This window comes from Plantactinospora sp. CA-294935 (assembly GCF_050936445.1).
Lineage (GTDB): Bacteria > Actinomycetota > Actinomycetes > Mycobacteriales > Micromonosporaceae > Plantactinospora.
The window spans coordinates 8,752,965-8,772,730 of the sequence record NZ_JBNJMU010000001.1 but is presented as its reverse complement, the minus strand read 5'-3'; the positions used below and the strand labels follow the sequence as shown (position 1 = coordinate 8,772,730).

Here is a 19,766-nt window from a genome sequence, read left to right as displayed (position 1 = left end):
GTCGGCGGACCGCCCAGGAGCACGCCGGTTCGGCCCGGCCGCCGAGCTGAAGCCGGCGTGAAGCCGCGCTGTCCGAACATTCAGTGGACCGCCCGAGGCGGGCGGTGCTGAGACAGGGGGACAGATGAGGATGTTCTGGAGGGCCGCGATGACCCTCGCGGCCACCGGCGCGCTGCTCGCGGGTGGACTCGGGTCCGGCGGAGCGGCCGTGGCCGCCGAGCGGACCGGCGTGGCCGGGCCGGTGATCTCGGCGACCGCCGACGAGTGGGAGGGGCCGATCGACCAATGGACTACCTTCCCGTTTGAGGAGGGCTGGGAGATCTGCAACCGGACGGGACAGATCGGCGTGGCCTTCGGGGCGTACAAGGCGTACCAGTGTCGGGACAACGGCTGGTGGACCAGCTACCTGTACGTCCAGTACTACCCGTGAGCCGCTGACGATGCGCCGGGCGGTCCGCCGATCGCCCGGCGCGGCAGCGTCGTCTCCAGCCAGGCCAGCGCCGCGGTCACCTCGGTGACCGTCGCCGGCAGGGCGATCGGCGCCGGCCGCTCCACCAGCACCACTGGCAGCCCCAGCTCGCGGGCGGCGGCCAGCTTCGCCATCGTGTACGTCCCGCCGCTGTCCTTGCTGACCAGCACGTCGATTCGGTGCGTGGTCAGCAGTTCGCACTCCGACGCCACCTGGTAAGGGCCCCGGTCGCGCCGCACGGTGACGTTGTCCGGCAACGGGATCGTCGGCTCGTCGACCACCCGGACCAGCAGCCAGACGCCGGTCAGGTGCAGGAACGCGCCCAGTCCCTGCCGGCCGGTGGTGACGAAGGCCCGGCGGCCCAGCCGGGGCACCAGCTCGGCGGCGGCGGCGAGGTCGGGCACCCGGTGCCACCGGTCCCCGGGACCCGCCGTCCAGCCGGGACGCTCCAACCGCAGTAACGGCACTCCGGTCGCCTCGGCCGCCCGGACCGCCGACGACCTGATCCGCGCCGCGTACGGGTGTGTGGCGTCGACGAGTACGTCGACCCGGTGCTCGGTCAGCCAGCGGGCGAGTCCGGCCGGTCCGCCGAACCCGCCGATCCGTACCTCGCCGACCGGCAGCCGGGGATCGGCGACCCGGCCGGCCAGTGAGGAGACCACCACGGTGTCGGGACGCCCGGCCAGTGCGGCGGCCAGTTCCCGCGCCTCGGCGGTGCCGCCGAGCAGCAGTACCCGGGTCGTCACGGCGCGACGGTAACGGCCGGCTCCGGCCGGGACAACCGGGCGGTCGCCGGGTGGTGACCTCCGACACCCGCCCGCCGGCACCGGCCTGCCGCCCGCCGGCACCGGTCCGCCTGCCGGTCGCCTGCCGCCTGCCGGTCGCCGGTCGCCGGTCGAGACTCCGTGCCGGTCGCCGGAGCGGGTCCCCCGGTCGGCGGATCCGGCGGTGCGGCGTACGGCCGGGCCCGGCCCCCGCTGCCCGACCGGTGTCCCGGTTGACCGGCGGGTACCGCCCGGCTACGGTCGACTGGCCATCTGCGGCGGTACGAGGGAAGCCGGTGAGAGTCCGGCGCGGTCGCGCCACTGTGAGCGGTCCCGACCCCGGTCGGGGGCCCGCGAGCCAGGACGCTCGGTCGTCGCAGCCTGTCGACGGGGACGCGTCATCCCCGAGGAGGTCTCACACGCATGTCCAGCCCTGTCCCGGCCCGTCCGCTCAGTCACCCGGTGGTCTCCGCCCGGCTACTGTGGACGGCCCTCGCCGTCGTGGCCGTGCTCGTCCTGCTGACCTACCTGGTCGCGTTCGACCAGGGGGCCGTCTCGCGCAGCGGCATGTACCTGCACGAGCTGATGCACGACGGCCGGCACCTGCTCGGCGTCCCCTGCCACTGATCGACTTCCCGCCGTGCCGACGTTCCTGTCCGTACTGCTGCGTGGCCTGCTCGCAGGCCTCGTCGCCGGTCTGATCGCCGGGACCTTCGCCTACCTCGTCGGCGAGCCGCGGATCGATGCCGCGATCGCGATCGAGGAACGGGCGACCCACTCCGCACCCGAGGTCGGGGCCGACCACCACGCCGAGGAGTTGGTCGGGCGCGACGGTCAGCGCGCCGGGCTGTTCCTGGCCACCGGGCTGTTCGGCGCCGCGATGGGCGGCCTGCTCGCCACCGGGTACGTCCTGCTGCGCCGTCGACTCCGCAGCTCCGACGACGGCCGGGCGGCGCTGCTGCTGGCCGGCGCGGTGCTGCTCGGCGCGGTCGTCGTACCGTTCGGCAAGTATCCGGCGAACCCGCCGGCGGTCGGCAACCCGGACACCATCGACCAGCGGACCGGCAGCTACCTGCTGCTGGTGCTGCTCGGCCTGGTGGCGGTCTGGGCCGGGGCCCTGGCGCACCGCTCGATATCTCCGCACGCCTCGGACGCGCCGCGGGCCGCTGCGGCGGTCGGCGCGTTTCTGCTGGTCACGGTGGTCGCCTACACCGTGCTGCCGTCGTTCGCGGAGGTGCCGGGCGACTTCCCGGCGACCCTGCTGTGGGAGTTCCGGCTCGCCTCCCTGGGCACCCAGGTGGTGCTCTGGACCGGGATCGGCCTGCTCTTCGCCGTGCTGCTCGGCTGGCGGGGCCGGAACCGACCGCCGTCCGTCGACAGTGGACCGGAGCGGTCCGCCGGGACGCCGGACGGTGCCGAGGCCCCGGCCGGACGGTGAGCCCGACCAGCCTGCACCTGGTCGCGCACGCCCACACCGCCGCGCTGCGGCGGGCGGTGTTCGGCGGTGGCGACGACAGCCTGGATCCCGCCGGCCTGGCGGCGGCCCGCGCGCTGGCCCGCACCGGGCCAGGTCGGCGCGGGCCGTTCGGCCGGATCGACGCCTGCCTCAGTACTCCCGCCGAGGCGGGCCGGCAGACCGCGTACGCGCTCGGCCTGCGGCCCACCGCCGTGCCTGCGCTGGCCGACTGTGACTACGGCCGGTGGACCGGGTGGCCGCTGGCCGAGGTCGGCGCCCGGGAGCCCGACGCGCTGCGGGACTGGCTCGGCACGCCGGACGCCGCCCCGCACGGCGGCGAGTCCGTCGAGGCGCTGCTCGACCGGGTCGACCGATGGCTGACCGGGCAGCGTGACCGGGGTGGGCGGATCGTCGCCGTCACCCATCCGGTGGTGATCCGGGCCGCGCTGGTCCGGGCGCTGCGACTGCCGGCCGCCACCTTCTGGCGGCTGGATGTGGCGCCACTGGCGGTGGTCCGGCTGACCGGGCGCGGACCGGGCTGGCAGCTCCGGCTCGGCGCTCCGCCGCACGGCGCCGAGGCTGACGGCGCCGACCCGGAATAGCCGGCGGACCGACCCGGAATAGCCGGCAGGCCGACCTGGTTCCCCAGGTATACTTGACGCGTCAACGAGATGGGGGGACGGTCGTGCGGGCACAGCGGTGCGGCCTGACCCGTCGGCGCGCCCCCGCCGTGCTGCGGCAGCGCCCCCGTCCGGCGTCCGTCGGCGCGAGGGCTTCGCGATCATGAGCGGATCGTCGCTGCCCCGGATCGCCGTGCTCGGCGCCGGACACGTCGGCCCGGTGATCGCCCGGGTCGCGCTCGCCGCCGGCCATCCGGTCACGATCGCCGCTTCCGGCGACCCGGAGAAGATCGCGCTGATCACCCAGATCCTGGTGCCGGGCGCCGAGCCTCGCTGGGCCGCCGACGCCGTACGGGACGCCGACCTCGTGGTGCTGGCGATCCCGCTGCACCGGTTTCCGGCCTTCGATCCCGGAATGGTCGCCGGCAAGCTCGTCGTCGACACGATGAACTACTGGCCGCCGACCGACGGCGTACAGGAGATGTTCGAAGACCCCCGGTACGGCAGCAGCGAGATCGTGGCCCGTCGGCTCGACCGGTCGACGGTGGTGAAGACCTTCAACCACGCCGGCTACCACCAGATCGAGGAGGAACGCCGGCCGGCGGGTGACCCGGACCGGCGCGCGCTCGGCGTGGCCGGCGACGACAAGGCGGCGACGGATCTGGTGGCCGAGGTCGTCGAGCACATCGGCTACGACGCCGTACGGCTGGACAGCCTCGCCGCCGGGCGCCTGCTCGAACCCGGCGGCCCCGTTTTCGGCGCCTCGCTGCGCCGCCCCGAGTTCGAAACGGCCGTCCGCGGCGTACTCCGATAGCGCACCCCGGAACGGCCCGTCGGGACTACCAGGTGTGTTCCCGCGACCGGCCGGCACCGCCGGCCACCGCGATGCTGAGCGCGTCGAGCCGGTCCCGGTCGCCGATCACCTCGATGGTGCGGATCCGCCCCGCTTCGACGGTGAGCCGCAGCGCGGCCATCAGCCGACCGCGCGGGGCGATCACGATCCCCGGGGTGCCGTCGACCCAGGCGGTGCCGCCCATCCGGGCCCGGGCGGCGAAGTGCCGGGTCTCCTCGGCCACCGCCCGCGCCCGATGATGCCCCGTGTCATCCGCCCGGGCCGGCCGGCCGGAGGTGCGCGGTGCTGACCGCGTACGTCGTGGTGGCCGTTCTGACCATTGTGGTCTGCGTCTGGAGCGCCGCCGCCGACCTGGCCCGGACCGAGTTCGTGCTCGCCAACTCCGCCGAGGTGGGCGTACCACCGTCCTGGCTGCCTGCCGCTCGCCGCACTCAAGGCCGCCGGAGCGGCCGGTCTGCTCCTCGGCCTGCTCGGGGTGCCGGTGGTCGGGCTCGCCGCCGCGATCGGCCTGGTGCTCTTCTTCGTCGGAGCGGTCACCGTGCACCTGCGGGCCCGGGTCTTCCGCACGCTGGGCTACGCCGGCGGCTTCCTGGCGCTCGCCGTCGCCTGCCTGGTGCTGGAGGTCGCCGTCGCGCGGTGACCGTGCCGCCGCCCGGGACGGGGCGACCATCTTGACAAGCCTGCCGGACATCCAGAATTCTCAGTGGATTGTATCGTTTCAGCCCGGTCGCAGATCGTCCCACCGGCAGGATCGGGTCGTACCCACATTGGAGACCCATGAGATTTCGAACCAGGCGAGGCCGGGCGTTCGCCGTACTGTCGCGGGCACTCGTCGCCGGCCTCTCGGTGACCGCGTTGCTGGTCGGCAGTCCGACGGCGGTCTCCGCCCAGCCAGGCGGCGGCGCCGGAAAGCACGGGCCCCGCCTCGAACGCCTCGACCGCGGGCTCGTCGCGGTCGCCACCGCCGACGGGGTGTTCCTGAGCTGGCGGCTGCTCGGCGAAGAGGCGACCGGACGGGGGCGCACCGGCCTGACCGGCGCCGACTTCGCCGTCTACCGGGACGGGCGACGGATCGGCACCGTCACCGACAGCACCAACTATCTCGACCGGGCCGGCACCGCCACCGCCGCCTACCAGGTCGCGGCGGTGGTCCGGGGCCGGACCGGTGCCCGGGGCGTACCGGTGACGCCATGGGCCGACGGCCACCGCGACCTGCCGCTGCGCAAGCCGGCCGACGGGGTGACCCCGACCGGTGAGGCGTACACCTACTCGGCGTCCGACCTGAGCGTCGGCGACGTCGACGGCGACGGGCAGTACGAGTACGTCGTCAAGTGGGACCCGTCGAACTCCAAGGACGTCTCCCAGGTCGGCTACACCGGCGAGGTCTACCTCGACACCTACCAACTCGACGGCACCCTGCTGCACCGGGTCTCGCTCGGGGTCAACATCCGGGCCGGGGCGCACTACACGCAGTTCCTGGTCTACGACTTCGACGGCGACAACCGCGCCGAGATGATGCTCAAGACCGCCCCCGGTACCAAGGTCACCCGGTACGACCGGCAGGGCCGGGTCGTCTCCGAGCGGTACGTCACGATGCCCCGCGAGGACGTCCGGGCCGGCTACGCGCACACCGACGACTACCGGCTGAGCCCGGAGAAGTACCGGCAGAAGCTCGTCGACCTCTTCCTCGGCTGGCACCGGCACCCGGAGGTGCTGGCCGGGCGCTGGCCGGCGACCCTGGAACAGGCCTTCGGCATCGCCCCGACGTACGCCTACCCGCTGTCCCGGGCCGACGCCGAGGCGCTGGTCGACCACTTCGTCGACGTCTACGCACCGGCGCGGAGCACCCGCAACGCGCTGCGGGCGTTCCAGGGCTTCATCGTGGACGGGCCGGAATACCTGACCGTCTTCGACGGGGCGACCGGCCGCGAGTTGCAGACCGTCCACTACAAGCCCGGCCGGCACGACGACGGGCTGATGTGGGGCGACTACGCGATGAGCCGGATCGAGCCGGGCAACCGGGTCGACCGGTTCCTCGCCGGGGTCGCCTACCTGGACGGCCGGCACCCGTCGGCGATCTTCGCCCGGGGCTACTACACCCGCGCCACGTTGGTCGCCTACCGCTGGGACGGCCGGCGACTGCGCGAGGACTGGTACGTCGACAGCGGCTGGGTGCCGATGGCCAACCCGTTCAACGACAGCCCGCACGGCCGGGAGGGCACCGACCCGGAGTACGGCACCCTGACCACCCAGGGTGCGCACTCGCTGTCCGTCGCCGACGTGGACGCCGACGGAAAGCAGGAGGTCGTCTACGGCGGCGCCACCATCGACCACGACGGCAGCCTGCTCTACAGCTCCTACGGCGTCCTGCCCCCGGGCAGCGCCAACCCGGGTGCGCGGGCGAAGGTCGGGCACGGCGACGCGATGCACGTCACCGACATCGACCCGGCCCGCCCCGGACTGGAGATCTTCATGGTGCACGAGGGTGCGACCGGTGCGCCGTACGGCTACGCGCTGCGGGACGCCCGCACCGGCGAGGTGATCTACGGTGGCTACACCGGTGTGGACACCGGACGTGGCATGGTCGGCGACGTCGTCCCCGCCGAGCCGGGCCTGGAGACCTGGGCGACGGTCGTCGGCGGCCAGCCGGACGGGCCGGGGCTGCGTACCGCCGACGGGGACCTGCTCGGCACCGTGATCCCCGGCACCAACCAGAGCATCCGGTGGGCGGCGGACATGACCACCCAGATCGTCGACGGCGCGGGGGAGGTGACCCCGAGCATCGACGACTGGCAGCGGGGCCGGCTGCTCACCGCCGAGGGCACCCGGACCAACAACGGGACGAAGGGCAACCCGGGACTGGTCGCCGACGTCCTCGGCGACTGGCGCGAGGAGTTGCTGACCCGCACCGTGGACAGTTCGGCGATCCGGATCTACCTGAGTACCGAGCTGACCGACCGCAAGCTCTACACGCTGATGCACGATCCGCAGTACCGGGTCGAGGTGGCCCGGCAGCAGACGACCTACAACCAGCCGTCGTACCCGAGCTTCTATCTCGGCTCGGACATCAACTGGTCCCGGGTGCCGCTGCCCGGGCACTGAGTGGCGGCGGTTCACCGGCCGACCCGGCGGGACCCGGCGCTCCACCCGGAGCGCCGGGTCCCGCCGTTTCCGGCAAACCCCGGACCACCGGCGGGGCCGGGAACCGGGTGGCGGGGGCGCGGCTCGTCCCCGGTGGAGGTGGTCAACGATGCGTACCCGTCGCATGCTCGCCGCCGTCGTCGCGACCCTGGTCGGGCTGGCCGGCACCCTGCTGCTCGCCCCGACACCCGCCCGGGCCGGCAACTGGGCGGTCACCGTGCTGGACCCGCTGCCGGACCGGCTGGAACCGGGCCGGGGCTACACCGTCGGGCTCTGGGTGCTCCAGCACGGTTTCCACCCCTACGAGGGTGATCTCGGCCGGGTGGCGCTGCGGCTGGTGGACGAGAAGGGCACGTCGGTGTCGTTCGCGGCGTCGGCGCTGCCGGAGCCGGCGCACTACGCCGCGGCCGTCGCGGTACCGCACGCCGGTGCCTGGACGGTGACCGCCGTACAGGGCCGGTTCGCGGACTACCGGATCGGTACCCTCACCGTGCCCGGCGGGATGGCGGTGCTCGGCGTGCCGGCGCCGCTGCAACCGGGCCAGACCGAGAAGTACTGGCCCGGCGCGATCCGGCCGCCGACGGTTCCGGTCGACCCCGACCGGGACCCGTTCGCGGCGGTCGCCGCCCCGGCACCGGCCGACGACCGCAGTGCCGCCGCCGGGCCGGCCGGTTCCCGGCCCGCCCCGGAACCGGCGACGAGCACGTCCCGGCGTGCGCTGCTGGTCGCCGGCACGCTGCTGGTCGCGGCGGCCGTCGGGCTCGGGCTCGTCGTCGGGTACCGGCGGCGGCCCCGGCGCGCCGACCGACCCGGCACCGTCTGAGGGGATCGGCGGCCTTCGGCTACCCCTGGTCCCGTCGCTGCTGTCCGGCCTCTTCCCCTGATGCCGGATCGACCGGCCGAGTCCCCCGGCCGCGGAGACGGTGGCCCCGATCCACACCTTCCCGCGGCTGCTCAGTCCGGGTCGGGTAGCAGCCCCTGCTCACGTAGTTGCTGGCAGTGCAGCTCCGGCGGCGGTTCCGGATCCCAGTCCGAGGGTCGGGGGCCCTCCGGGCCGTCCGGGCCGACCCGGACGAACCGCTCCACCCGGGTCACCCGGCAGCGGACGCCCCGGATCTCGAACTCGTCCGTACGGGGAGCCTCGAACTCCTCCATCGCCCGGGTGTACGCGGCCCGGATCTCCTCCAGCGACGCGTCTTCGTGCGGCACGATGTCACTGAACCGGAAGGCCGCCGAGTCGCGGGCGGCCTGCGGCGTCGGGTACGTGGCGAACGACCGGGGTTGCCAGCTCCCGTGCACGTACTCGCCGATGGTGAAGCCGACCGGCAGCAGCACCACGTTCGGATGGGTGGCCAGCGCCCGGCGGGAGTCGGCCCGGACGTCGTCCGGGACGATGCCGGCCTTGTAGTACGCGGGGACCATCTCGATCCGCAGCAGGCCGTCGGCGAGACCGGTGCTCGCGGCCGGGTCGATGACGAAGCCCTCCTCCTGGCACCGCGCGTCGCGCGTCTTGCCGGGCGGGTACGGATCCGGGTCGGTGGGCCGGGGTGGTTCGGGTCCGTCCGGCCCCATCCGGATGAACGGCTGGGCGCGGATGATCCGGTATCGGCGGCCGTACACGGTGAGGTCGTCGACCACCTCCCAGTCGAGCAGCCGGATCGCCTCCTGGTATTCCCGCCGCTCGGCCGCGTGCCCGGAGGTCTCCGGTGTCTCGCTCAGCAACCGCCGGAAGTACGAGCCGAGGGCGTCCCGGCTGCCCTGTGGCTGGTCGCCGCTGAGGCTGAGGATCCGCCACCGGCCCACCACCTCCTCGGCGTAGCCGAAGACCGGTGCGCCCCACATCAGCTTCGGATAGGCGAGCGACCGGCGCCGGGCGTCGTCCTCGGAGACCGCCGACACCGGATCGTTCCGTTGCGCTATCCGGATCAGCAGATGATCCGGCACCTGCCTACCGTGATGAGTCATGCACGCAGTGTGCCCCGGTCGTATTCGATGCGCAGCCCTCCGCGCTGCGGCAATGTTGGTACAGATGCCGGCGGGGACGCGTGGGAGCGTGGCCGCCGACACGGCGGGCGGAGGGCCCGCACCTGCGAGCCCTCCGCGGCTCCTCGTCAGTCCCCAACGTCCATGCGAGCATCTACATGGCTCGATGTGACGGTCGCCGCCGACCTGGCGGCGGCGACCGTTCGACACCGGCTACCCACCGGCGGCGCCCCTGGTGATCCGGCCCGCCGGCCCGCGCCCGTCCCGGCTGCCCTCTACTGTGTGCCGATCGCCGTCAGTACGTCGGTGCGGGCGGCGTTGCGGGCCGGCCACTCCGCCGCCAGCACACCGGCGACGGCCATGGCCAGGAGCAGCCCGCCGATCGAAGGCCAGGGGAGGGCGGTCTCGCGGACCGGCTGACCGAGCACGGCATGCTGGAACATCGCGCCGATCATCGCACCGACCCCGATCCCGAGCACACCGCCCACCACGGCGATCAGCACCGACTCGATCCGGACCATCGCCCGGACCTTCCGCCGCCGCATCCCGATGGCCCGGAGCAGGCCGACCTCGCGGGTGCGTTCCAGGACCGACAGCGCAAGAGTGTTGACGATGCCGAGCAGGGCGATGAGCATCGACAGGCCGAGCAACGCGGTCGACATCCAGACGAGCCCGGACAGCTGGCTGGCCTCCTCGCGGATGTACCGGTCCGCGGTGTAGAGGATCACGTCCGGGCGATCCGCGACCGCTGCGGTCAGCTCCCGGTGCAGCGACTGCTCGCCGGTGTCCGCGCCAATGAGCAGCGTTCCGCCGTTGCGGCGCTGGAAGTGCCGGTCGGCGAACTCGTCCGACACCAGCAGCCCGTTGGCGAGCAGCGGGGCGTGCGAGTAGACGCCGACGATGGTGACCTGCACCGGTTCCGGCCGGTCCCCGATCGACAACCGGACCACGTCGCCCGGCGACCAACCGCGCTGCGCCGCCAGCGACTCTGCCGCGAACGCGCCGCGGGCCAGCTCGGACGGCGTACCCGAGCGGAGGTCGAGGTGCAGCAGGGGGCCGAGGGCGACCGGGTCGACGGCGGCGAGCGGCATCTCCTCGTCGTCGCTCCGGGCGCTGTCCAGCCGGATCGGTGCGACCACGGTGACCCCCGGGACCGCCCGTATCCGGTGCAGGATGTCGTTGTTGATCTCCCCGCCGCCGATGTTGACCGCGATGAACGGGGCCTGGAGCGCGCGTTCGGTGCCGGCCTGGTCGGCCCGGCTGACGCTGTTGCCGAAGACCGCGATCCCGGTGGCCAGTGCGACGCCCACGAGCAGCGCCGAGATAGTGGCCGCGGTGCGGCGGGGGTTGCGCAGCGTGTTCTCGGCGGCGAGCCGGGCCAGCGGGCGGGACCGGAACGGCGCGACCATGGCCCGCACCAGCGGGCGGGCCAGCTGCGCGGCGAGCAGGACGACGGCGACGAGCAGGACGAACGCGCCGACGCCGCCGGCGACGGTGAACGGTGGCTGGTTGCCGAGCGGCGCCAACAGCAGAAGCAGCGCGGCCGTCGCGGCCAGCACCCACCCGATGACGGTACGCACCCGCTGCGCCTTCACCGCCAGGACGAGGTCGCCCTGGAGCGCGACCACGGGCGGCGCGGCGGCGGCCCGCCGGGCCGGCAGCCAGGCCGCCAGCATCGTGATCGCGATTCCGACGAACATGCTGGTCAGTACGGCACCGGGCCTGACCCGCAGGGTGTCTCCGAGAAACGAGTCCCGGGTGGCCGTGAACTCGATCATCGGAAGCGCCAGGCCGAGCCCGACCAGCAGGCCAGCGGCGGTACCGAGGACGCCGATACCGGCCGCCTCGGCGACGACCATCCCCTCGATCTGGCGGCGGCTGGCGCCGATCGCGCGCAGCATGCCGAACTGCCGGGTACGCTGCCCGACCAGCATCGTGAAGGTGTTCGTGATCAGCGTGGTGCCCACCAGCAGTGCGATCAGGGTGAACGTGAGCAGGATCTGGGCCGTGGTCGCGGCGTCGCCCTCCTCCTGCTCCCGCGACCGCTCGGCGAGCACGGCGCCGTCCTGTGCCGTGAACGTCGCCGGCAGCGCGGCGGCCACCGTCTCGTGCAGTTGCCGCAGGTCGACCCCCGGCTCGGCGGTCAGCTCCACCGAGGTGAACGTGTCCGGCGCCCGGAGCAGCCGCTGGGCGGTGGCGGTGTCGAAGGCGAGGGCCGGCGCGCGGCCGGGCCCGTCCCGCAGAACCGGGTGGTAGGAGTAGATCCCGACGACCCTGACCTCGTCGGTGCCGGCCCGGTACAGCGCCCGGGTCGAGGTGCCCGGTTCCAGCTCACCGTTGCGGGCGGTCACCTGTTCCACGGCGATCTCGCCAGGCCCGCGGGGTTCGCGCCCGGCCAGCAACCGCAGCCGGGGACTGTCGGTCCAGTTGGTGCCGATCAGATCGTCGGCGAAGCCGGGCGGGCGGGCCACCTTGCCGTCCGCGCCGACCACGGCCGCGTACCCGTAGACGATGCCGTCGGCCCTGGCCACCCCGGGCAGTGTGGCCAACCGCTGCCGCTGCTGCTCCGGCAGCAAGGTGGGATCGAAGTCGTACTCCCCGCCGTCCTCCGCACCGGCCGGGGTCACCAGTACGGCCACGTCGGTGCGGATCGCACCGGGGGCCGGAGCGATGCTGTCCGCGAAGAAGAGGGTGCCGGCGACGAACGCGACGCTGAGCACGACGGTGGCGAATGTCATCGCCAGCCGGCCCCGGTGCGCGAGGAGGTTGCGCATTCCCATCCGCCAGATGTTCACGCCGGCCCCCGGTCGAGCGCGGCCAGTCGCTCCAGCACCGCCTCCAGGCTGGGCGCGACCAGTTCGGCCACCAGACGGCCGTCGGCGAGGAACAGCACCTGGTCGGCGATCACGGCCGCGGAGGGGTCATGCGTCACCATCACCACGGTCCGCCCGAACTCGTCCACCGAGCGACGCATCAGGCGCAGCAATTCGGCGCCGGTGCGGGAGTCCAGGCTCCCGGTCGGCTCGTCGGCGAAGACGATCCGTGGCTGGGTCACCAGGGCCCGGGCCAGCGCCACCCGCTGCTGCTGCCCGCCGGACAGCTCGGCGGGCCGGTGTCCGAGCCGATCGGCCAACCCGAGCGCCGCCACGATGGACGTCAGCAGGGCTCGGTCGGGGCGCCGGCCGCCGAGGGTCAGCGGCAGAGTGATGTTCTCCGCGGCGGTGAGCGTCGGGATCAGGTTGAACGACTGGAACACGAAACCGATCTCGCGGCGGCGTAGGTCGGTCAGGGCCGCGTCGGAGAGGGTGTCCAGGGCCACGTCTCCCAACTGGACCGAGCCGCTGGACGGGCGGTCCAGGCCCGCGAGGCAGTGCATCAGGGTGGACTTGCCCGAACCGGATGGACCCATCACGGCCGTGAACTGGCCGGTGGGGATCGCCACGTCGACCGTGTCCAGCGCCACTACCCGGGCGGGGCCGCTGCCGTACGCCTTGCTCAGGCCGATTGCGCGGACGGCGGCCGGCGGTAGGGCCGTCTCCTGCCGTTCCCGAGGCGGGCTGGCCGGTTTCGTCATCACATGTAAACCTTTCTTCGGGTTGTCGGACAGTCGATGCCGGAATCGTCGACAGCGAGCTGGTCTCGTTTCCTACTGGGACTGCGCCGCTCCTACTGGGACTGCGCCGCCGGCATGGCCGCGCGGGGCCCCGCACGGCCATGCCGGCGCTCCGCCTCGGTGAGGGCGGTCATGACGGCGCCGATGTCGAGCCAGGTTCCGGTGCAGGCCAGATGGACCGCCAGCAGGACCTTTCGCAGCCGCGCGGACGCGACGCCGGTCGCACCGCGTGCGCGAGCAGCACCATCGTGAGGACCGACCAGAACCACCCGACCAGGGCGGCCAGACGAAGCCCGGTAGGCCACGTGCGCTGGGTCGGACGCAGTTCGGCGCGGCCGTTCTCCTCGCGTGGATCGGAACACCAGAACCCCCGGCGTAGGTCAACATTAGCTAGCAAGCGCAAATAAACTCTTGCACATGCTAGGAACTATCACCAACTCCTCGGGGGGCGACTTGACCCGTGGTCCGGGACACGCCAGAATCTCCTGGCACGTGCAAATCTAGTTAAGGACCGCTGTGCTCACGGGCGATGACCTGCTGAAGACACTCGCGACCCTGGCCAATCCGCATCGGCTTCGGATCATCGCGACGCTCCTCGGCGGGCGCTTCTACGTCAGTGAGCTTGCCCGGCAACTCGGTATCAGCCGCCCGCTCCTCCAGGTGCACCTGCGCCGGCTGGAGGCGGTCGGCCTGGTGGCGGCCACGGTCGAGGTCTCCCCCGAGGGCAAGGCGATGAAGTACTACGAGGTGACCCCGTTCACGATCCACCTCGACCCGACCGCCGTGGCGACGGCGGTGCGCACGCTGACCATGCGCACCGCCGAAGCCGATGAACCGACCAACGACGAATCGACCGGTCGAAGCCGATCGAAGGGGGCGAGCTGATGGACTCGGACGCGTGGACGATGCTGCTGGTGCTCGGCATCTTCACCCTGGCGACCACCGTGGTGGTCGTGGTCATCTGGCAGGCGTTCGCCACCTGGCGGGCCAGGGCGACCCTGGCCCGGGAACGGGAGTACCGCGCGCTGGCCGAAACGGCCGTTGCCACCCAGGAGAAGACGGAACGCCGTCTCGAAGAGGTCACCGGCCAGTTGGCCGAGATCCGCGACCGCGTCACCGCCCTCGAACGACTGCTCCGCGAGGTGGAATAGCCCGATGCCTTGTCCCGCCGTTGGCCGGGCGGGGCATCCGGATCACGGCCGCCGGCGTCCGGAGTCGCGGTGACCATGTCGACGGCCAGTCGAGTAACGAGATCCCCAACGATGACTATCGTCCTAGGATGCTTTAGGGGGAGTGGGCTCGACCACCTCCCCGGGTCGGCCGGGGGAGATCCCCTCCGGGCAAACACCGATGTGTCGGTATCGACCGACTTCATAGGCTCGGGCCAGGTGGTCGAGGGGGAGGAGACCGACATGTCCAGGAAGCTCAGTCGAGGCGCCCGGTGTCTGGTGGTCATCGCTGCGGTGGCCGCGATGCTCGGCGTCGCCGTGGCGCCGACGGCGTCCGCTTCGACGTCCGTCGACAGTGCACGATGGCTGCGGACCGGCGTGACGGACCTGCACGCCCTCGGCGTCACCGGCGTGCAGGGTCTGGCCCGGGACGGCGTACGCGACAGCTATGCCCGGGCGGGGACCCGCGACCTGACCACGGGTGCGCCGGTACCCCGGGACGGGTATTTCCGGATGGGCAGCAACACCAAGACCTTTGCCGCCGTACTCGTGTTGCAGCTCGTCGGCGAGGGCCGGCTCCGGCTCGACGACACCGTCGACCGCTGGCTGCCCGGTGTGGTGGCAGGCAACGGCAACGACGGCCGGCGGATCACCGTCCGGCAGCTTCTACAGCACACCAGCGGCCTCTACAACTACACCCGCGACCTGCCCGGTCTCTCCTCCGCCGAGGGGTACGCCCGGCACCGGTTCGACCACTACGAGCCCGGGGAACTGGTCGCGCTTGCCATGGCGCACCCGCCGATGTTCGCCCCCGGCACGAGCTGGGACTACTCGAACACCAACTACATCCTGGCCGGGATGCTGATCGAGCGGGTGACCGGCCGGAGCTGGGCGGCCGAACTGCGGGACCGCATCCTGCGGCCGCTGCGGCTGACCGAGACCTCCACGCCGGGGGACCGGGTGTACCTGCCCGGGCCGCATGCCAGGGGTTACCAGCAGTGGGAGCCGGGCGGGCCGCTGGACGACACCACCCTGTTCAACACCACCATGGCCTACACGGCCGGCGACCTGGTCAGCACCCCGTCCGACCTGGTCCGCTTCTGGCAGGCGCTGCAACAGGGCCGGCTGCTCGCCCCGGCGCAGTTGGTCGAGATGCGGCGTACCGTGCTCGCCGAGACCTTCCAGGACTTCCTGCCGGGCGCCCGCTACGGGCTCGGCATCATGTGGGCTCCGAACGCCTGTGGCGGCTACTGGAGCCACGGCGGCGACGTGCCCGGGATGAGCACCGTCAACGGTGTCACCACCGACGGCCGACGCGCGATCGTGCTCTCCCTGACCACCCAGTTGGCCGGGGACGAGGCGGCACTGCCCGTACTGCGCCGCGCGGACGAGATCGTGGCGGACGCGCTCTGCGGCAGCGCGGGGTAGCCGCGCCGCGACACCGCCGGTAGCCGGCGTGTCCACCCGCCCCGTGACCACCGGTCACGGGGCGGGTTGCCGCGTGTCCGGCCGGGCGTCGGTCTGCCGAGGTGGCATTGATCGGGGTGGAAGCGTTGACGAGCCAGTAGCACGCCGGTAACCTTTGGCCAACCTCCTGCAAAAACAGAACAGATCGCTGCTCTGTTCTCCACTCTCAAGCGGAACTTCTGTACAGGCTGCTCCTCCCGCTGGTGGTGCTCCTCGGTCCGGAGAGGCCGGTGATGCGATCGGCATACCCCGCACCGGTCTGACCCGCTCCGGTGACCGCGCTGGTCGCCCGTCCCCGGTCCGACCGACCGGCACCACTTCCACCGCGCTGACCCCGGCAACCGATCCGGCCGCCCACCGTTCCCCGCACGGCCGGTCTGCCGCCTACCCCCGCCGCCGCGACCGTGGCCCCCGCCACCGGCGCGGAACCGTCCCTCAGCGAAAAGGACAGTGATGAGACGCTCCGATCTGGTCCCGGCGACGGCGACGACGGTCGCCGCCGCCGTGATCACCACCCTGGGGTTGTGGCTGCCCGCCGCGCACGCGGCCGGCGCGGCACAGCCCGACCGCCAACAGACCGTCGCGGCCGATCCGGCCAGCCGGCCGGACCTGGCCGCTGCGCTGGCCGAGGTCAATCTCGCCCAGGGCCGCCCCACCCAGGCCAGCGGCCACGCCGACGTCTACGACTCGTCCCGGGCCGTCGACGGTAACCAGGGCAGCTACTGGGAGAGCGTCAACAACGCCTTTCCGGAGTGGCTCCAGGTCGACCTCGGCTCGGCGGTCCCGGTCAACCGGGTCGTCCTGAAGCTGCCGACCGCCGGCTGGGGCACCCGTACCCAGACGCTGAGCGTGCAGGGCAGCACCAACGGGTCGTCCTTCGGCGATCTGGCCGCGTCCCGGACGTACACCTTCAACCCGGCGGTCGACGGCAACTCGGTGACAATCACCTTCGGGCAGACCAGCACCCGCTACGTCCGGATCACCATCACCGCGAACAGCGGCTGGCCGGCCGGGCAGATCTCCGAGCTGGAGGTCTACGGCCCGGACGGTGGCGGCGGCACCGACACCACCCCGCCGAGCGTTCCCGGCACGCTCTCCTACACCCAGTCCGGCACGGCGATCGCGCTGAGCTGGGGCGCCTCGACCGACAACACCGGCGGCAGCGGCCTGGCCGGCTACAACGTCTACCGCAACGGCGCGCAGGTGGCGTCGCTCGGCACCGTGACCAGCTTCAGCGACACCCAGCCGACCGACACCACCGTGTCGTACTTCGTCCGGGCCCGGGACGTGGCGGGCAACCTCTCCGGCAACAGCAACACCGTCACCCGGACCGGTACCCAGCAGCCCGGCTGCACCAACGTCGCCCGGGGCAAGCCGGTCACCGCCACCGGCTCCACCTTCAGCTTCGTACCGGCGAACGCCGTCGACGGGTCGCTGAGTACGTACTGGGAGGGGTCGCCGAGCTATCCGCAGAACCTCACGGTCGCGCTCGGCGCCAACCACGCGATCACGGCGGTGCAGGTCAAGCTGAACCCGGATCCGGCCTGGGGCACCCGTACCCAGAACTTCCAGGTCCTCGGCCGGGACCAGGCCGCGACCACCTACACCGGCCTGGTGCCGGCGGCGAGCTACCAGTTCGTGCAGGGCAGCAACGTGGTGGTGATCCCGGTCAGCGCGACCACGGCGGACGTGCAACTCCGGTTCAACTCCAACACCGGCGCCCCGTCGGGCCAGGTCGCCGAGCTGGAGGTCTGCGGCACGCCCGCGCCCAACCCGGACCTGGTGGTCACCTCGACCACCTGGACGCCGGCCGCGCCGACCGAGACCACCCCGGTCACCCTCTCGGCCACGATCCGCAACAACGGCTCGGCGGCGGCCGCCGCGACCACGGTCAACGTCAGCCTCGGCGGCACGGTCGCCGGCAGCGCCCCGGTGCCCGCACTGGTCGCCGGTGCCTCGGCCACCGTCACGGTGAACGGCGGCACCCGGCCGATGGGCAGCTACCCGGTCGTCGCGGTGGTCGACCCGACCAACACGATCGTCGAGCAGAACGATGCCAACAACAGCTTCACCGCGGCGTCGCCGCTGGTCGTCGGCCAGGCCCCCGGCCCGGACCTCCAGGTGACCGGCATCGCCTCGAACCCGCCGAACCCGGCGGTCGGGGCCGCGGTGACCTTCACGGTGTCGGTGAACAACCGGGGTACCGCCGCGGCCGGCGCGACCACGGTCACCCGGGTGACGGTCGGCGGCACCACGCTGAACACCAACACCCCGTCGATCGCGGCGGGTGCGACCAGCACCGTGGCGATCAGCGGTAGCTGGACCGCCACCAGCGGCGGGGCCACCATCACCGCCACCGCCGACGCCACCAACACCGTCGCGGAGACGAACGAGGGCAACAACGTACGCACCCAGTCGATCGTCGTCGGGCGCGGTGCCGCGGTGCCGTACGTGTCGTACGAGGCGGAGGCCGGCCGTTACCAGGGCACCCTGCTGGAGGCCGACCCGCTGCGTACCTTCGGGCACACCAACTTCGCCACCGAGTCCTCGGGGCGCAGGTCGGTCCGGCTGAACAGCACCGGCCAGTTCGTCGAGTTCACCTCGACCAACGCGGCGAACTCGATCGTGGTGCGCAACTCCATCCCGGACGCACCGGGCGGCGGCGGCATCGAGGCCACCATCAGCCTGTACGTCAACGACACCTTCCTGCGCAGGCTGACCCTCTCCTCCCGGCACAGCTGGCTGTACGGCAACACCGACGACCCGGAGGGGCTGTCGAACAGCCCGGGTGGCGACGCCCGGCGGCTCTTCGACGAGGCGAACGCGCTGCTGGCCCAGTCGTACCCGGCCGGTACCCGGTTCCGGCTCCAGCGGGACAGCGGTGACACGGCGGCGTTCTACATCATCGACCTGGTCGACCTGGAGCAGGTCGCCCCGGCGACCGGCCAGCCGGCGGGCTGCACGTCGATCACCCAGTACGGCGCGGTGCCGAACGACGGGCTCGACGACACCGCCGCGATCCAGCGGGCGGTCACCGACGACCAGAACGGTGTGATCGGCTGTGTCTGGATCCCGCCGGGGCAGTGGCGGCAGGAGCAGAAGATCCTCACCGACGACCCGCTGAACCGGGGCCAGTGGAACCAGGTCGGGATCAGCAACGTCACCATCCGGGGCGCCGGGATGTGGCACTCGCAGCTCTACACGCTGACCGAGCCGCACCTGGTAGTGGGCGGGATCAACCACCCGCACGAGGGCAACTTCGGCTTCGACATCGACGCCAACACCCAGATCTCCGACATCGCGATCTTCGGCTCGGGCCGGATCCGGGGTGGGCCGGGCGGCGCCGAGGGTGGCGTCGGGCTCAACGGCCGGTTCGGCGAGGGCACCCGGATCAGCAACGTCTGGATCGAGCACGCCAACGTCGGGGTCTGGGTCGGTCGGGACTACGACAACATCCCGGCGCTCTGGGGACCCGGCGACGGGCTGGAGTTCACCGGGATGCGGATCCGCAACACGTACGCCGACGGGATCAACTTCACCAACGGCACCCGGAACTCGCGGGTCTTCAACTCGTCGTTCCGGAACACCGGTGACGACGCCCTGGCGGTCTGGGCCAGCCGTTACGTCCGGGACACCTCGGTCGACATCGGTCACTCCAACGCCTTCGTCAACAACACGATCCAGCTTCCGTGGCGGGCCAACGGCGTCGCGGTCTACGGCGGCTACGGCAACCGGATCGAGAACAACCTGATCTACGACACGATGAACTATCCGGGGATCATGCTGGCCACCGACCACGACCCGCTGCCGTTCTCCGGGCAGACGCTGATCGCCAACAACGGCCTCTACCGCACCGGTGGCGCGTTCTGGGGCGAGCAGCAGAAGTTCGGCGCGATCACGCTGTTCCCGGCCACCCGGGACATCGTCGGGGTCACCATCCGGGACACCGAGATCGTCGACTCGACGTACGACGGCATCCAGTTCAAGACCGGTGGCGGCAACATGCCGGGCGTCGTGATCAGTAACGTCCGGATCGACCGGTCCAACAACGGCGCCGGCATCCTGGCGATGAACGGGGCACGCGGCAGCGCGACGCTGTCGAACGTGACCATCACCAACTCGGCCACCGGCAACATCGTGGTCGAGCCGGGTTCGAGCTTCACCATCACCGGTGGGCAGCCGGCCTTCCGGCAACCGCGCAAACCGGCCGTCGACTGACCCTTCTCGGCAG

17 protein-coding genes and 1 riboswitch are annotated in these 19,766 nt (G+C 72.3%); of the genes, 12 read left to right on the top strand and 5 right to left on the bottom strand.

From position 1 onward, the window contains the following. The first annotated feature begins 124 nt into the window (after positions 1-124). Positions 125-430 carry a hypothetical protein gene (locus ACQEVC_RS38270; RefSeq protein ID WP_432888192.1) on the top strand — a complete coding sequence of 102 codons (306 nt, stop codon included), beginning with the start codon at positions 125-127 and terminating at the stop codon, positions 428-430. On the opposite strand, the gene ACQEVC_RS38265 is transcribed toward ACQEVC_RS38270, so the two are convergent. Next, a complete protein-coding gene (locus tag ACQEVC_RS38265) occupies positions 421-1,215 on the bottom strand; it encodes a cobalt-precorrin-6A reductase (RefSeq protein ID WP_432888190.1) in 795 nt (264 codons plus the stop codon). The genes ACQEVC_RS38270 and ACQEVC_RS38265 overlap by 10 nt on opposite strands. A 263-nt stretch (positions 1,216-1,478) precedes the next feature. Next, positions 1,479-1,622, top strand: a riboswitch (cobalamin riboswitch). A gap of 34 nt (positions 1,623-1,656) precedes the next feature. Here ACQEVC_RS38265 and ACQEVC_RS38260 point away from each other — a divergent pair. From ACQEVC_RS38260 to ACQEVC_RS38245, 4 genes are all read left to right on the top strand, one after another. Next, positions 1,657-1,860: a CbtB domain-containing protein gene (locus ACQEVC_RS38260; RefSeq protein ID WP_432888188.1), complete on the top strand. Its 204-nt coding sequence runs from the start codon at positions 1,657-1,659 to the stop codon at positions 1,858-1,860. A gap of 13 nt (positions 1,861-1,873) precedes the next feature. Beyond that, on the top strand, positions 1,874-2,671 hold the full coding sequence (locus ACQEVC_RS38255) for a CbtA family protein (protein WP_432888186.1): 798 nt from the start codon (positions 1,874-1,876) through the stop codon (positions 2,669-2,671). Continuing rightward, positions 2,668-3,291 carry a histidine phosphatase family protein gene (locus ACQEVC_RS38250; protein WP_432888184.1) on the top strand — a complete coding sequence of 208 codons (624 nt, stop codon included), beginning with the start codon at positions 2,668-2,670 and terminating at the stop codon, positions 3,289-3,291. Before ACQEVC_RS38255 ends, ACQEVC_RS38250 begins: the two co-directional genes overlap by 4 nt. Before the next feature lie 181 nt (positions 3,292-3,472). After that, positions 3,473-4,123 (top strand): NADPH-dependent F420 reductase, encoded by a 651-nt coding sequence (locus ACQEVC_RS38245; protein ID WP_432888182.1) that lies wholly within the window; start codon positions 3,473-3,475, stop codon positions 4,121-4,123. 25 nt (positions 4,124-4,148) lie between these two features. Here the strand turns inward: ACQEVC_RS38245 and ACQEVC_RS38240 are convergent, their stop codons facing one another. Then, a complete protein-coding gene (locus ACQEVC_RS38240) occupies positions 4,149-4,385 on the bottom strand; it encodes a hypothetical protein (protein WP_432888180.1) in 237 nt (78 codons plus the stop codon). A gap of 96 nt (positions 4,386-4,481) precedes the next feature. On the opposite strand from ACQEVC_RS38240, the gene ACQEVC_RS38235 reads away from it, so the two are divergent. The 3 genes from ACQEVC_RS38235 (at position 4,482) to ACQEVC_RS38225 (ending at position 8,126) form a co-directional block, all read left to right on the top strand. Continuing rightward, positions 4,482-4,802 carry a DoxX family protein gene (locus tag ACQEVC_RS38235; protein WP_432888178.1) on the top strand — a complete coding sequence of 107 codons (321 nt, stop codon included), beginning with the start codon at positions 4,482-4,484 and terminating at the stop codon, positions 4,800-4,802. A 137-nt stretch (positions 4,803-4,939) separates the two neighbouring features. Next, on the top strand, positions 4,940-7,264 hold the full coding sequence (locus ACQEVC_RS38230; protein WP_432888176.1) for a rhamnogalacturonan lyase: 2,325 nt from the start codon (positions 4,940-4,942) through the stop codon (positions 7,262-7,264). 148 nt (positions 7,265-7,412) lie between these two features. Continuing rightward, entirely contained in the window at positions 7,413-8,126 is a 714-nt protein-coding gene (locus ACQEVC_RS38225; RefSeq protein WP_432888175.1) for a hypothetical protein, read from the top strand. A gap of 131 nt (positions 8,127-8,257) precedes the next feature. Here ACQEVC_RS38225 and ACQEVC_RS38220 read toward each other — a convergent pair whose 3' ends face one another. From ACQEVC_RS38220 to ACQEVC_RS38210, 3 genes are all read right to left on the bottom strand, one after another. After that, a complete protein-coding gene (locus ACQEVC_RS38220; RefSeq protein WP_432888173.1) occupies positions 8,258-9,268 on the bottom strand; it encodes a DUF5954 family protein in 1,011 nt (336 codons plus the stop codon). 293 nt (positions 9,269-9,561) lie between these two features. After that, positions 9,562-12,066, bottom strand: a complete 2,505-nt coding sequence (locus tag ACQEVC_RS38215; protein WP_432888171.1) for an FtsX-like permease family protein — start codon at positions 12,064-12,066, stop codon at positions 9,562-9,564. An 11-nt stretch (positions 12,067-12,077) separates the two neighbouring features. Next, positions 12,078-12,860, bottom strand: a complete 783-nt coding sequence (locus ACQEVC_RS38210) for an ABC transporter ATP-binding protein (protein WP_432888169.1) — start codon at positions 12,858-12,860, stop codon at positions 12,078-12,080. A gap of 555 nt (positions 12,861-13,415) precedes the next feature. Here ACQEVC_RS38210 and ACQEVC_RS38205 point away from each other — a divergent pair. The 4 genes from ACQEVC_RS38205 (at position 13,416) to ACQEVC_RS38190 (ending at position 19,753) form a co-directional block, all read left to right on the top strand. Beyond that, positions 13,416-13,784 (top strand): ArsR/SmtB family transcription factor, encoded by a 369-nt coding sequence (locus ACQEVC_RS38205; RefSeq protein WP_432888167.1) that lies wholly within the window; start codon positions 13,416-13,418, stop codon positions 13,782-13,784. After that, positions 13,784-14,050, top strand: a complete 267-nt coding sequence (locus tag ACQEVC_RS38200) for a hypothetical protein (protein WP_432888165.1) — start codon at positions 13,784-13,786, stop codon at positions 14,048-14,050. The genes ACQEVC_RS38205 and ACQEVC_RS38200 overlap by 1 nt, the downstream gene beginning before the upstream one ends. A 261-nt stretch (positions 14,051-14,311) precedes the next feature. Further along, positions 14,312-15,496 carry a serine hydrolase domain-containing protein gene (locus ACQEVC_RS38195; protein ID WP_432888163.1) on the top strand — a complete coding sequence of 395 codons (1,185 nt, stop codon included), beginning with the start codon at positions 14,312-14,314 and terminating at the stop codon, positions 15,494-15,496. Between the two features lie 492 nt (positions 15,497-15,988). Continuing rightward, positions 15,989-19,753 (top strand): CARDB domain-containing protein, encoded by a 3,765-nt coding sequence (locus ACQEVC_RS38190; protein ID WP_432888161.1) that lies wholly within the window; start codon positions 15,989-15,991, stop codon positions 19,751-19,753. Positions 19,754-19,766: the final 13 nt, after the last annotated feature.